Annotated in this window: 12 protein-coding genes; 7 read left to right on the forward strand and 5 right to left on the reverse strand. The window is 61.5% G+C overall.

Going from position 1 to position 12,271, the window contains the following annotated elements; genetic code table 11:
• Nucleotides 1–85: 85 nt before the first annotated feature.
• Nucleotides 86–292 (reverse strand): hypothetical protein, encoded by a 207-nt coding sequence (locus tag DVK00_RS03230; protein ID WP_121577267.1) that lies wholly within the window; start codon nucleotides 290–292, stop codon nucleotides 86–88.
• A gap of 540 nt (nucleotides 293–832) precedes the next feature.
• On the opposite strand from DVK00_RS03230, the gene DVK00_RS03235 reads away from it, so the two are divergent.
• On the forward strand, nucleotides 833–1,498 hold the full coding sequence (locus DVK00_RS03235; RefSeq protein WP_121577268.1) for a hypothetical protein: 666 nt from the start codon (nucleotides 833–835) through the stop codon (nucleotides 1,496–1,498).
• Between the two features lie 46 nt (nucleotides 1,499–1,544).
• Here the strand turns inward: DVK00_RS03235 and DVK00_RS03240 are convergent, their stop codons facing one another.
• Nucleotides 1,545–3,218 (reverse strand): ATPase, T2SS/T4P/T4SS family, encoded by a 1,674-nt coding sequence (locus tag DVK00_RS03240; RefSeq protein ID WP_121577269.1) that lies wholly within the window; start codon nucleotides 3,216–3,218, stop codon nucleotides 1,545–1,547.
• Between the two features lie 287 nt (nucleotides 3,219–3,505).
• Between DVK00_RS03240 and DVK00_RS03245 the strand changes: the two genes are divergently transcribed.
• From DVK00_RS03245 to DVK00_RS03265, 5 genes are all read left to right on the forward strand, one after another.
• Nucleotides 3,506–4,120, forward strand: a complete 615-nt coding sequence (locus tag DVK00_RS03245) for a hypothetical protein (protein ID WP_232794480.1) — start codon at nucleotides 3,506–3,508, stop codon at nucleotides 4,118–4,120.
• Nucleotides 4,121–4,206: 86 nt separating this feature from the next.
• Nucleotides 4,207–4,884: a helix-turn-helix domain-containing protein gene (locus DVK00_RS03250; RefSeq protein ID WP_121535355.1), complete on the forward strand. Its 678-nt coding sequence runs from the start codon at nucleotides 4,207–4,209 to the stop codon at nucleotides 4,882–4,884.
• Between the two features lie 96 nt (nucleotides 4,885–4,980).
• On the forward strand, nucleotides 4,981–5,754 hold the full coding sequence (locus tag DVK00_RS03255; RefSeq protein WP_121535357.1) for an SDR family oxidoreductase: 774 nt from the start codon (nucleotides 4,981–4,983) through the stop codon (nucleotides 5,752–5,754).
• A gap of 237 nt (nucleotides 5,755–5,991) precedes the next feature.
• On the forward strand, nucleotides 5,992–7,212 hold the full coding sequence (locus DVK00_RS03260; protein ID WP_121577270.1) for an FAD-dependent oxidoreductase: 1,221 nt from the start codon (nucleotides 5,992–5,994) through the stop codon (nucleotides 7,210–7,212).
• Between the two features lie 85 nt (nucleotides 7,213–7,297).
• Nucleotides 7,298–8,149: a translation initiation factor eIF-2B gene (locus DVK00_RS03265; protein WP_101350847.1), complete on the forward strand. Its 852-nt coding sequence runs from the start codon at nucleotides 7,298–7,300 to the stop codon at nucleotides 8,147–8,149.
• 6 nt (nucleotides 8,150–8,155) lie between these two features.
• Here DVK00_RS03265 and malQ read toward each other — a convergent pair whose 3' ends face one another.
• Entirely contained in the window at nucleotides 8,156–9,646 is a 1,491-nt protein-coding gene (malQ, locus tag DVK00_RS03270; RefSeq protein ID WP_121535361.1) for a 4-alpha-glucanotransferase, read from the reverse strand.
• A gap of 142 nt (nucleotides 9,647–9,788) precedes the next feature.
• On the opposite strand from malQ, the gene DVK00_RS03275 reads away from it, so the two are divergent.
• The gene (locus DVK00_RS03275) at nucleotides 9,789–10,844 is read left to right on the forward strand and encodes a glycosyltransferase family 4 protein (protein WP_101350849.1); all 1,056 of its coding nucleotides are present in this window, start codon (nucleotides 9,789–9,791) and stop codon (nucleotides 10,842–10,844) included.
• A 10-nt stretch (nucleotides 10,845–10,854) separates the two neighbouring features.
• Here the strand turns inward: DVK00_RS03275 and DVK00_RS03280 are convergent, their stop codons facing one another.
• Both DVK00_RS03280 and DVK00_RS03285 read right to left on the reverse strand, forming a co-directional pair.
• A complete protein-coding gene (locus tag DVK00_RS03280) occupies nucleotides 10,855–11,184 on the reverse strand; it encodes a hypothetical protein (RefSeq protein WP_101350850.1) in 330 nt (109 codons plus the stop codon).
• Between the two features lie 129 nt (nucleotides 11,185–11,313).
• Nucleotides 11,314–12,258: a sugar phosphate nucleotidyltransferase gene (locus DVK00_RS03285; RefSeq protein WP_101350851.1), complete on the reverse strand. Its 945-nt coding sequence runs from the start codon at nucleotides 12,256–12,258 to the stop codon at nucleotides 11,314–11,316.
• Nucleotides 12,259–12,271 lie beyond the last annotated feature (13 nt).

Raw genomic sequence — 12,271 nt, forward strand, 5'->3', positions numbered from 1 at the left:
AACGGACCGGAAAATTCTTCATTACCTAGTTCATATTGGTAATCAGACGGTCCCTCGCCGTCTACCATGCTTTCATTCCTATCCTTCATGAATCAGCAACCTCCAGCTTGACCGTCCCGTTTTCAACAGTGTAGTGAATGCGGTCGGCGTCGTCGACACCAAGGGCTTCCAGCTCCTCTTTCCCGAGGAACAGACAAGCACCCAGAATTTCACCGTCTGCCGTAGTGTTGACCGTGGCTTCCGGTCGGTTATTCGTTTCAATGCCTCTCTCGACAGTTTGCGATTGACTCATTAGTTAGAAGTCTAAATCAGAAATGCAGGGGTCTCTCCCTGCCAGTTAGAGCGCCCGGATTCAGTGGACCTGTGTAGGAACTGTGTGCCACAGACGGGCGCTATTCTATACGTCACTCGTCAAGAAGCCGGTTTAGTACATCATTGAAGGACTCACCCGGCTGTTGCTTCTTTGCGTTCAGTTCCTTCCACGTTGTTCGCTCTACTTCGATAGTTGTGGTTTCTCTCATGCTCATGATGAAATCAGCAATAGTCACTCAGTAACCAATACATCCTTATCAGACTGTGGACACCTTCGGCTGTTTACCTCGGGTTCCCACCTACCACCCACTCACTCCGTCGCAAGGTGGCTCATTTTGTTCCCACGGCCCGGTGATACGTCCCCGCCGGACAGTTCCAGCGGGTCGGTTCTGCCGAACCGTGATTGCTAACGTCAGAAGCACGTGGAATGGCACGGAGCCGTTCACGGCTTCCCTATATTGCCTCTGTTAGATACAGGGGCCATGGGTTATTAGTGGGTTCGCGTAGTACCTATAGGCACATGCTCACCGAAAAACAGCGAGACTACTTGATTGACGGACCGGAAGGAATCGACACAGAACCCAAATCACAGAAAGAGAGAGACTATCGGGCTAATATCCGTAACCGTGTTAAAGAAGCGTTGGAAGACTTTGACCTGCTCGCATCACAGTTAGAACTGCGGGATGTAGGACAGATATTCTACGACCCCAATACAGTAGCAGACCGAAGTGGCCCCGAAGCGGCACAAGAAGACTACAGCGGCGATGAAAACCGCACACCCACGCCGTTAGACGAGACTCCACCGACGAATCAAATCCCAGCCGTCTTGACTTTTCTGTATCTTGGAACTATATCGCAACAAAAGCGCGCCGGAGAAGAGAATCCATTTGCCAATGACCCGCAATTCTTTGAGTCATTAGTTAAGCAAGCAATCCATGCCTCACACACCCGGCGTGGTGAATTAGTAGATACGAACGTGGATATTGAGGTTGAGATAGAGACAGCAACTGGCGACATAGACACTTCCGAGCTTGAAAGCTTATCACACTCAGAGTTGGGGTTACTCTATGATAACGACGAAATCACAACCGAGCAGTATTTTGAAGCATTAGATTTTGATGAGGATGAGTTTGATGTGGGGTCTGGAGTCTTAGAGTCACTCAGTTCATCCAACCTAGAGGAGTAGAATAGTCGCTTACCCTCACTCTATAGTTTATTAGCAGTTATTGTCTTTAACCCGTGTTGAGCGTCTCGGCGAAGGTCTCGAAGGACGCGGCCGTGTTGATTTCGGCGATGACCTCGACATCTGGGTTCAGATAATTGCACTGTGTCATCAGATCGGCCATCGTCACGCGGCGGTGGTCCCGCTCGTGGTCCCGAGTGGTGAGCGAGACACCTGTCTCGTGAGGAATCCGAACCTCACGCGACCCTTCGTCGATACTGATGGGACGGTCCCGATACGGGATAAACGGCATATGCGCGTTCATAAGGGTCGTTTTGCCGGCTCCTGTGGGTCCCGAGAAGAGGACGACCCCGTGAGACTCGTACAGGAGCCACAGCAGCGCGACCAGTTCCGTCGGCAGCGAATTACGCTGGACCAGATCGACCGGTGTCATCGCATCGCTCGACTGTTTTCGAATAGAGATGTGGGGCCCGACTTCGCTGATAGTCGGTAGAGCAACGGCACAGCGGATGGTGTCGTCGGTGTCGTGGAGACCGTCCCCATCAGGGTCGATATTGACTTTCGCGCTCGGATTCGAGGCGTTGAGTTCAACACCGTCATCAGCGGCCAACTGCGTGACGACGTTGACGAAGGCCGCCTCGGAGTCGAAGGCGAGATTGGTCGGTACCCGGCCGTCGTGGCCGAGATCGGCGCGTGGGAGGACCTTCACGCGCTCGTCGACCCGGTTGGCCTCGATATCCTCCAGCGTATGGTCCCGGATGGGAACGGTGAGCTTGCCGTAGCCGACGAGGTCCCGAAGCACGTAGTACAGCAGGTCGTCGAGGCGGTCGTCGGCGAACCGGTGGTCGACCGGCGGCACGGCGAGGTCGAGTTCGGCCAGCGCCGACCGCAGCCGGTAGCGGGCGGCGTCGACCCACTCGGTCGTGTTGCGGACGGTTAGCTGCCGGGCCAAGAGCGAGCGGGCACGCTCCCGCACGAACTCGACACGGTCCTGAACGACGCCGTCGACGCCGGTCTCCCAGACGCGCTCCTTGCACACCTCGATGAGTTGTTCGTCGCCGGGGAGCAGGTCCGGCTCTCTAACCGCGTACTTCGTCGTGAACGGGTCCGCGCCGAGGAGGTGCTCGCGATAGACGACGACCGGAATCTCGAACCCCTGAAACCGGACAGTGTGGCGCTCGACACGCTCGCTCGCGAACCGATTGAGATACGCCGGGTCCGCTCCGAGGTCGGTCTCGGCCGGGGCGTAATCATCGGTATGGACGACGACACCGTCGTCAGTCACGTCAGCGACGTCGATACGGGAATCCAGCGCGTACGGAGTCAGCTCGTCGAAACACGCCAGCGACGAGAGCGCGTGGTACTCGATTCGGCGGCGGCTCGCCGGCGACGCGTCGATCAATCGGTCGATGACCCGGCGGTGTTTCGCATCGAACCCCCCGTTCATTCGCTCCACCGCCCCCTCACGCGTCCGTGGCCGCTCGATATTCGCACCTGCGAAGTGCGCCTCGACAGTCGACAGTGCGTTAGCTTCTGACGCTGAGAGCACGGGATCACGGACATCGTACCGGAACCTATTTGCACCTCGTCGAACGGTCACGACGACGCCCGGATACACCTCGTCTTGCTCACGAACGTCCGGCGCGTACCAGGCGTCGGCGTCATCCGGTGGCGTCGGTGCGGGGACCTCCGGCGCGGTCTCCGCGGCAGCCTGTGCGGTCATACGCAGTTTTAGCCCAGCTATTGTACTTAAACTTGTAGACTTGCTTTTTCGGAATTTAATTAAAATATAAAGGCTAGAAAAGAGTATATGAGGGGTAGCGGAGATCCGAGGAGAGTGGTTTCTCAACATTACATAATCTCGACAGGGTAGGGCCGTCTGATACTGTCGAATAATCGTTGGTGTTGGGTGATAGACGCAGTCTTGCAGGCGTGCTGTCGATTTGAATGTGTATTTTCGTGATATGCACCAGAATTATCATAACCGTGCCCACGGATCAGGTCATTTGTATGAAACAAACGCAGCCGGCACCGAACGGTGAGAGCACAGAGTCGACAACCGCCACACGACGACGGATACTCAAAGGCACACTTGGTGCGGGGGCGACCGCAGCAGCGGTTCCGAGCCTGAGCGGCGTCGCGGCGGCCCATTTTCCGGTCGAGATCGCAATCGAGATTCAGCCCGAGAACGCGGAGAGCTTCATCGACCTATCGGACCACGAAACCGTCACCGTCGCGGTCAAGCAGTCGGAGTTTATCAACAGCGATGGAGACAGTGAGACGTTCGATCCCACTGAGCGGGCTGTGCGCTATCGGTTCGGCTCGCGTCTCGCACTGGAAGACGGCGGGGGTGCTCGACCCATCGATGATGGCGAGATCACGGAACCAGAAGACGAGGCTACGGACGACCAGTCGTCGCTCGTTCTCACGTTCCCGGTCGATGAGATGGGGCTCGACGGCGGAGAGGAGACAGCGTGGTTGTACTGGGAGCGGGACGAATCCGGGCACCACGGCTACGCCGGCTTCGATTCCGTGCGGGTATACCGCGGATACTCCAGGGGCAGCGGCCTGATCGAACAGCTACGACAGTTGCTGGGAGGTGAGGCGGCATCCAGTTCTGACTGAGGGCCTGTGAACCCGGAGCAGTGCTGGCAGCGCGTGCCTGTACTCGCGATGCTGGCGACTATATACGTCGAATCCGATGGGACGCTATGGCTATCGTTGCTGAAATCCTCCTCGCCGACGAAACCCTTCCGCTGGTCGGCGTGGCGGACTCGGTTCCGAGCGGCGAACTTTCGATTTCGAACGCCGTCGGCCTCGAAGACGGAAAGCTGCTGCTGACGGTTAGCGTCGACGCTGACTCCCGCGACGCGTTTGAACGAGAACTGGACGCCCAGCCACAGATCACTGATGCGGCGGAGATTGGACAGACGGCCAACGGCTGGTTCTACAAGATTGTCGTCGACAACGCGTCGAGTCTTGTTGCATCTCACGACCCGGCGGAGTTCGAGGGCGTTGCGATGGACGCGACGGTCACCGGCGAGGGGATACGTGAACAGAAGGTGTTCTCCGACTACGACGCGTTCAGTGCGCTACAGGACCGGTGTGCGGTCAACGACATCCCGCTCGAACTGCTGAACATCGCTTCAGACCCCGAGAACCCCGGCGAGCGCGACCAGTTTGGACTCACTGACAGGCAGTATCGAGCGATATCCGTCGCCCTCTCTGCGGGGTATTACGATTCGCCACGTCGGTGCTCGACGGCGGAACTCGCCGACAAACTCGATGTGTCAGCCGCCGCGGCGTCTGATCTCTTGCGCCGAGCCGAAAAACAGCTCATCAGTTCGACGGTCGGCCCCGACCAGTTCCGGAACGCGCTCACGCAGTAGCCGTTCCCCTGTTCGACCGCACCGCCCCTGTCGCCACATAAACGGGCTTATCAGTAAGCGAAGCACGCTCGTGGCCGTCGCACCTACGGGACGACGATGACAGATAAATCTGAGACAGACGACCAGAACACACAGCGACTTGCAGGCGACGTTGCGATTGTCACCGGGGCTTCATCGGGAATCGGTGAGGCAACTGCCGAGGCGCTCGCTGATGCGGGCGCGAGTGTCGCACTCGCCGCTCGACGCGCTGACGAACTGGAAGCGCTCGCGGACCGGATCGAGTCATCCGGTGGGGAGGCGCTTGTTGTACCGACGGACGTTACCGAGGAAGACGACATCGACTCGCTGGTCGAGGCGACGACCGACGAGTACGGTCGCATCGACATCCTCGTCAACAACGCCGGCGTGATGCTGCTCGAACCGCTGGAACGGGCAGACCGGGCGAACCTCAGGCAGATGGTCGAGGTGAACCTGCTCGGGCTGATGAACCTCACCCACGCGGTGCTCCCGGTCATGCAAGAGCAGGAAAGCGGCCACATCGTCAACGTCTCCTCCGTCGCGGGACGCCGTGCGTCGGCCGATTCGAGCGGCTACAACGCGACGAAGTTCGGGGTGAACGCGTTCACTGAGGCAGTCCGGCAGGAAGTGACGACACAGGGCATCCGGACGACGGTTATCGAACCGGGTGCCGTCGATACGGAACTCGCGACGCACGTCCCGGACGAGCAGGTGCTGGAGCGGTTCGCGGAGATGGACCTCCCGATGCTCCACCCCGACGATATCGCTCGCGGCATTGTGTACGCGACGAGCCAGCCCGCCCGCGTGGACGTGAACGAACTCCTGATCAGGCCGACCGGCCAGGATATCTGAGACGGCCACCGCACTTGTCGAACGATGTCGCGACGGTCGGATCGAAACGCCGCCTCCGGTGTAGTTGACACACGCAGTACTGGCCGCCAAAGCCAGCTGTCAGGTGCTAACTGACCGCACTACCACATCGCGTTCGTTGCCGTCGTCTGTGCGATTTCCGCGTGCTGAAACGGGACGTACAGTCGCCGAAACGCCCGGTGTCGGAGGAACCTTACGTCGCCCTCCCTAACCACACACATGGCAATTGAGACGGATGTCCTTGTCGTCGGTGGTGGCGCGACCGGCGCTGGCGTCGCTCGTGACCTCGCACTCCGTGGCGTCGACGTGACGCTCGTCGAGCGCAACGGGCTGACAAGCGGTACCTCCGGGCGCTCGCACGGACTGTTACACAGCGGAGCCCGCTACGCCGAGGCCGACCGGGTCGGTGCCGAGGAGTGCATCGCCGAAAACCGGATACTCAAGGAGATCGCCGGAGCCTGCATCCGTGACACCGGCGGGTTGTTCGTCCAGCTCGCCGCGGACGACCCCGACTACTTCGAGGCCAAGCGGGCGGCCTGTGCGGAGGTCGGTATCCCCGTCGAGACGCTGGACGCCGATGCGGCCCGCGAGCGAGTGCCCGACCTCGCGCCCGACGTTGAGCGCGCGTTCGAAGTCCCGGACGCCGTCATTTATCCGTCGCGGCTCGTCGCCGCAAACGCCGCAGACGCGCGCGACCACGGTGCAACGATACACCCACACGCACCCGTCGAAGACGTCCTCGTCGAGAACGGGCACGTGGTCGGCGTGCAGGTCGGCGGGACAGCCGACGACAGTATCGAGGCCGACTACGTCGTCAATGCGACCGGGGCCTGGGCTGGCGAGTTTGCCGCGATGGCCGGCCTCAACGTCGAGATGCAACCGACGCGAGGGGTGATGGTCTCAGTCGAGTACGACGCCCTCGGGCCGGTACTCAACCGCTGTCGGGACCCCGACGACGGCGACATCGTCGTGCCACACGAGAACGAGGCCGTCCTCGGAACGACGAGCGTGCCCGTCCGCGACCCGGACGAGTACGAGACGGAGCAGTGGGAGATCGAGGAGAGCATCGAAGAGTGTGCGGCGATGCTGCCGCCAGTTGCAGACGCACCCGAGGTCCGGACCTGGTGGGGCGTCCGACCGCTGTACGCGCCAGACGAGGCGGAGCGCGGCCGCGGTATCTCGCGGGGCTTCTTCCTGCTCGACCATGCCGACGACGGCGTCGACAACATGGCGAGTATCGTCGGCGGCAAGCTGACCACCTATCGGCAGATGGCCGAGGCGACCGCCGACCGCGTCTGTGACAACCTCGGCGTTGACGCTGCCTGTCGGACTGCGGACCAGACGCTCCCGGGCGTCGACGACCCGAAACAACTGGACGCGCTCGTGGCCGAGTTCGACGGTCAGGGCCCGACTGACGAAGACGTGGTCGGGTCGACGTAACCGTCCATCATGCCCTGATTCAAACCGGAAGCGAGGGGTGTCAGCCGACTGTACCGTTATAAGGGTGGCAGCCGCACGTGCACTCATGATAAACGAGACCGTGCGGCAGATCAAGGAGATGGAGACACAGAGCTCCTCGATTGCCGCCGTGAAAGCTGCCAACGCGCTCCGGGAACTGACAGACCGCGAGTGCCACACGGTCGAGGACTTTCTCCGTGTCGTCGAGCGCAACAGCAGCGCACTCCAGCGGGCGAACCGCTCGCATGCACCGCTGTACACGACACAGCAACGCATCGTGACGGATCTGAAAGACGCCGACCTCGACTCGGTCCCGGCGGCCAAGGAACGACTGCGTGACACAATCGACGATGTCGTCACGGAAATCGAGACCAGCAAGGACCGTGCGGCAGAACGGGCGGCGACGCTCATCGACGACGGCGACGTGCTGGTGACACACGAGAACTCCTCGACAGTGATGGCGACGCTCATGACAGCGCTGGACGACGGCAAGGAGTTCCACCTGTACGCGGGCGAGTCCCGGCCGCATTTCCTGGGCCGTCGAACCGCCCGTCAGCTGGCCGACCGGGACGGGGCCGACGTGACGCTTATCGTCGACGGTGCGACGGGCCACTACCTCTCGGAGGCCGACCGCGTCTTCGTCGGCATGAACTGCCTCATCGACGACGTGGTGTACAACCGTATCGGGACGTTGCCGCTGGCCGCGACGGCCAACGAGCTTGACGTTCCCGTGACCGTCGTCGGGACATCGTCGAAGTTCATCGGGAGCGGCTTCAGCTTCCGGAACACGTTCCGGCAGGGGTCGGACGTGATGCTCGAACCGCCGGAGGGGTTCGATATCGGCAATCCGGGCTACGACGCGACGCCGACCCGCCTGCTCGATACGGTCGTCACTGAAGACGGTATCCTGCAGTTCTGAAGCTGTTCAACGGATCGTCCTGTCGGTGACCCTGCGAAGTCGCTCAGCAACATCAGCGTCGAGCGCCGCATCGGTCACCCGCCACTGCCAGTTCCCGGTTGCCGTGCCGGGGACGTTGAATCGGGCGTCACTACCGAGACCGAGCAGGTCCTGCATGGTCGTCATCGCGACAACCGCGTTCGAGTTCCACACCGCCTCGATGAGATCCCAGTTGATTTCGTCTCCATCAGTGCCGAGGTTGTAGTGGAGGCAGTCGCGCTGGCGGTCGGAAAGCCCGCGGTAGTAGCCGACGATAGTGTCGGTGTCGTGGGTCGACGTGTAGCCGACGGCCGACTCCGGGTAGTGCATCGGCTGGTACATATGCCCCTCCTCGCACCAGTCGGCGTACTGCGGCACGCGCATCCCGGGGAAGCCGAACTGGTCCCGGAGCGCGACGATGCTCTCGTCGAGAAAGCCCAGGTCCTCGACGAAAAACGGGAGTTCGCCGAGTCGGTCTCTGACCGTCTCGAAGAAGTGCGCCCCGGGGCCGTCGCGCCACTGGCCGGCGGCCGGGTCGTCCGCCTCGGCCGGAATCGACCAGAACTCGTCGAAGCCTTTGAAGTGGTCGATGCGGGCGATGTCGACAAGGTCGAACAGCCGCTCGAACCGGTCAACCCACCAGCCGTAGTCGTTCGCACGGAGTGTCTCCCAGTCGTACACCGGGTTCCCCCACCGCTGGCCGTCGTCGCCCGGGTTCGGCGGGACGCCGGCCACCTCCGCGGGGTAGTGGTCGTCGTCGAGTCGGAACACCTCGGGATATGCCCAGACATCCGCCGAGTCGAGGCCCACGTAGATGGGGAGGTCGCCAACCAGACCGATGTCCCGCTCGGCCGCGTACTCGGCCAGCGCCTCCCACTGGCTGTCGAAGCACCACTGAACGAACTTGTGGTAGCGGATGTCGTCGGCCAGTTCCTCCTGATATCGCTCCATGGCCGCTGGCTCGCGCGTTCTGATGTCGTCCGGCCAGTCCATCCAGCCGGCATCGTCGAACTCGGTTTTCAGCGCCGTAAACAGCGCATAGTCGTCGACCCAGCCGGCCTCGCGGTCACAGAACTCGGCGAAAGCGTTCCGGTCGGCTTCGGCCGCGCTCTCGTCGAAGTTCTCGTAGGCGGTCCGGAGCCGGCGCTCCGTAAACTCGGTCACGCGGTCGTAGTTGACCTGCTGTTGCGAGAAGTCACCCGGCGGTTCGACCTCGTCCGCGGTGAGATAGCCGCGGTCGACGAGGTCACGGAGGTCGATGAGCAGCGGGTTGCCGGCGAAGGCGGACGACGACTGGTACGGGGAGTTCCCGTGGATGCTCGCCGTGGGACCGAGGGGGCAGAACTGCCACAGCGACTGGTCCGCCCGGTCGAGGAAGTCGACGAACGCGCGCGCGCCGGAACCGAGGTCACCGATACCGTGTGGCCCCGGGAGCGACGTCAGATGGAGAAACACGCCACTCTGCCGTTCGAATTGCATACGCACCTGTTGCCCTGACAGGCATTTCAATGGGCGGGGTTGTTGACTGCCAGCGTGTCTGCTTACAGACGCGGAAACGGGGCGCACGCAAACATATATATTGTATCCATTTGATGCTATGACGAGAGAGTCAGTTACAGAGATGCCACCGAACGTTCTGATGCTTGGCTGGGGGTTCCCACCCAACATCACCGGCGGGCTTGATACCGCTATCGGGGAGCTGTTCGAACAGCTCGAACCGAGAGACGACATCGAGTTCGAGCTGGTGTTGCCCGCGGAGTACGCGCCGCCGGACCGCGACGGCATCCACGGCGTGCCGACAGGCAGCGGCGACATCATCACCCGTATTGGCCGGCTAGCTGGAGAGTTCGCCGACGAAGCGGCCGACGCGGACATCATCCACACGAACGACTGGTTCGGTTACAATCCCGGGTCGCGGGCCAAATCGGCCCACGATGTCGAGTGGATCTCGACGTTCCACTCGCTGTCAGCGGACCGTAACGTGACGCCGCCACAGCGGGAAGTCGAGACGGAACAGCGGGTCGCGAACCGAACGGACCACCTACTCGCGGTGAGTAAGTTCACGCAACGCCGGATCCGTGAGCAGTACGACGCCGACTCGACAGTCATCTACAACGGGTTCTCGTCGGTAGAGCCGACGGGCCGGGACATCAAGGCGGAACTCGGTATCGACGGGAAGATGCTGTTTTTCGTCGGGCGACACACCGACCAGAAGGGGCTGTCGTACCTGCTGTACGCGCTCTCGAAGCTCGGCCGGGACGACGTGAGCCTCGTACTCGGCGGCTCAGGGCACCTCACCGAACAGCTCGAACGGTTCGCGGAGCTACTGGGAATCGAAGACCGTGTCTACTTCCCGGGGTATCTCCCACAGTCAGAGCTCGGGGACTACTACAACAGCGCGGACCTGTTCGTCTCACCGTCACTTGCAGAGCCGTTCGGAATCACCATCGTCGAAGCGCTGTCGGTCGGGACGCGCGTCGTCGCCTGCGAGAGCGGAGCCGCAGAACTCCTCAACGAGGACTGTGTCATCGAGGTCGAACCCGATTCGGACTCCATCGCCGAGGGGATCGAACACGCCCTATCGCTGTCGACGCCCATCGAGTACGACGTCCGAACCTGGGGCGAAGTCGCTGACGAACACGTCGAGTTCTACCACGAGGTTCTAAACGAGGCCTGACCGGCCGCGCTCACCGGAGAAAGCGAACGTCCGTGACCGGTTCCGGGTGGACGATCAGGTAGCCGTCGGCGGTCGGCTCCAACCCTGTCACGGACGTTGTGTCCGTTTGCGTCCGGTACGGACTATCGGCGGTCCCGTCAGCCGACTGGTAGGGACTGTCGTACGGTGTCTGCCTGTCCTCCGGGGGGCGGTCGAAATCCTCCGGCGGCAGGTATATTTTTTCGCCCGATTTCGAGCGGACCACGACGGCCGTGTCGCGGTCGCCCGAGACGTCGATTCTGGTCCGGCCATCGTCGATTGTCATCTCAAACGAGACTGGCTCCGTTTCTGTTTGTGCCATGTTATCAGATAGCTCGCCTACCGCGAGTAAATGATGCTCTGTCACTTAGTCCTTCGCCAGCGGTACAGTGACTGGCGGTGGCCCGTCGTGAGTCCTGCATTCGAACAGTGGACCCGTCGTCGCGAGCCATCAGCGGTTGATGATGAGCGACCCCGACATGTTGTACCCCTCAACGGTGACATCCTCACCGAGAATCGTCTCGTCGAGGTCGCAGTCGTTGACCTCGGCGTCGGGGAAGACGATGGTCCGGTCGAGGCTGCTGTCAGTCACTTCCGCCCCGGCCATCACGTGGACAGTGGTCCCAATCTCAGAGTTCTCGACGGTCGCGTCGGGGTGGATGAGCGACCCGCCGTCGAGTTTCCACTCGACGGTCTCGAAATACGACTCAGGTGTCCCGATGTCGAACCAGACATCGTCAAACGTGAACGCGGACACCGGTTCCTGCTGTTGCAGCCAGTCGATGTACCAGCCCGGTTCGTCGGGGTTGTTGTCGCCAGAGAGGTACTCCTCGAAGCGGAGCGAGTCGGCCGGGAAGGCGTAGCAGGCAATCGATACAAGCGTGCTCTTGGGGTTGTCAGGCTTCTCCTGGAAGTCGACGACGCGTTCGCCGTCGAGTTCGACGAGCCCGTATGACTTGGCTTTCTCCCGCGAACCCACGTCGTAAGCAGCGAGTGCCGGCCCGTCGCGGTCCTCGAAGAAGTCGAGGAACTCCGAGGGGTCGAAGCCGATGAGGTTGTCGCCGCCGATGATGAACAGGTCGTCGTCGATGCCCTCGCGCTCGATCAGTTGCGCGAGCGCGCCGACGACGCCGAACTTCTCGTCTTCGTCTTCCGTGCTCTCGACGGAGAGTTGGACCTTTTCGTAGCCCCTCTCGTCGATGTGGGCTTCGAACTCGTCGGCGAAGGCCTCATTCGTACTCAGATACGTCGTCCCGATACGGTCGTCAGCTTCGAGCGACTGCAAGACACCGTCGATGACGGTCGTCTCACCAACCGGGAGTAGCATCTTCGGTCGACGCCGCGTGATCGGCCACAGCCGTGTGGCGTAGCCGCCAGCTAGAACAATCGCGTCCATATCCCACAGTCAG

Origin of the sequence: Haloarcula sp. Atlit-47R (genome assembly GCF_003665985.1) — an archaeon.
Lineage (GTDB): Archaea > Halobacteriota > Halobacteria > Halobacteriales > Haloarculaceae > Haloarcula > Haloarcula taiwanensis.

What these genes read in the sequence shown, in the direction of transcription:
- DVK00_RS03260 (WP_121577270.1), top strand. Translation starts at nt 5,992, where the DNA reads ATGGCAATTGAGACGGATGTCCTTGTCGTCGGTGGTGGCGCGACCGGC.
- DVK00_RS03255 (WP_121535357.1), top strand. Translation starts at nt 4,981, where the DNA reads ATGACAGATAAATCTGAGACAGACGACCAGAACACACAGCGACTTGCA.
- DVK00_RS03265 (WP_101350847.1), top strand. Translation starts at nt 7,298, where the DNA reads ATGATAAACGAGACCGTGCGGCAGATCAAGGAGATGGAGACACAGAGC.
- DVK00_RS03235 (WP_121577268.1), top strand. Translation starts at nt 833, where the DNA reads ATGCTCACCGAAAAACAGCGAGACTACTTGATTGACGGACCGGAAGGA.
- DVK00_RS03245 (WP_232794480.1), top strand. Translation starts at nt 3,506, where the DNA reads ATGAAACAAACGCAGCCGGCACCGAACGGTGAGAGCACAGAGTCGACA.
- DVK00_RS03275 (WP_101350849.1), top strand. Translation starts at nt 9,789, where the DNA reads ATGCCACCGAACGTTCTGATGCTTGGCTGGGGGTTCCCACCCAACATC.
- malQ (WP_121535361.1), bottom strand. Translation starts at nt 9,646, where the DNA reads ATGCAATTCGAACGGCAGAGTGGCGTGTTTCTCCATCTGACGTCGCTC.
- DVK00_RS03240 (WP_121577269.1), bottom strand. Translation starts at nt 3,218, where the DNA reads ATGACCGCACAGGCTGCCGCGGAGACCGCGCCGGAGGTCCCCGCACCG.
- DVK00_RS03280 (WP_101350850.1), bottom strand. Translation starts at nt 11,184, where the DNA reads ATGGCACAAACAGAAACGGAGCCAGTCTCGTTTGAGATGACAATCGAC.
- DVK00_RS03230 (WP_121577267.1), bottom strand. Translation starts at nt 292, where the DNA reads ATGAGTCAATCGCAAACTGTCGAGAGAGGCATTGAAACGAATAACCGA.
- DVK00_RS03250 (WP_121535355.1), top strand. Translation starts at nt 4,207, where the DNA reads ATGGCTATCGTTGCTGAAATCCTCCTCGCCGACGAAACCCTTCCGCTG.
- DVK00_RS03285 (WP_101350851.1), bottom strand. Translation starts at nt 12,258, where the DNA reads ATGGACGCGATTGTTCTAGCTGGCGGCTACGCCACACGGCTGTGGCCG.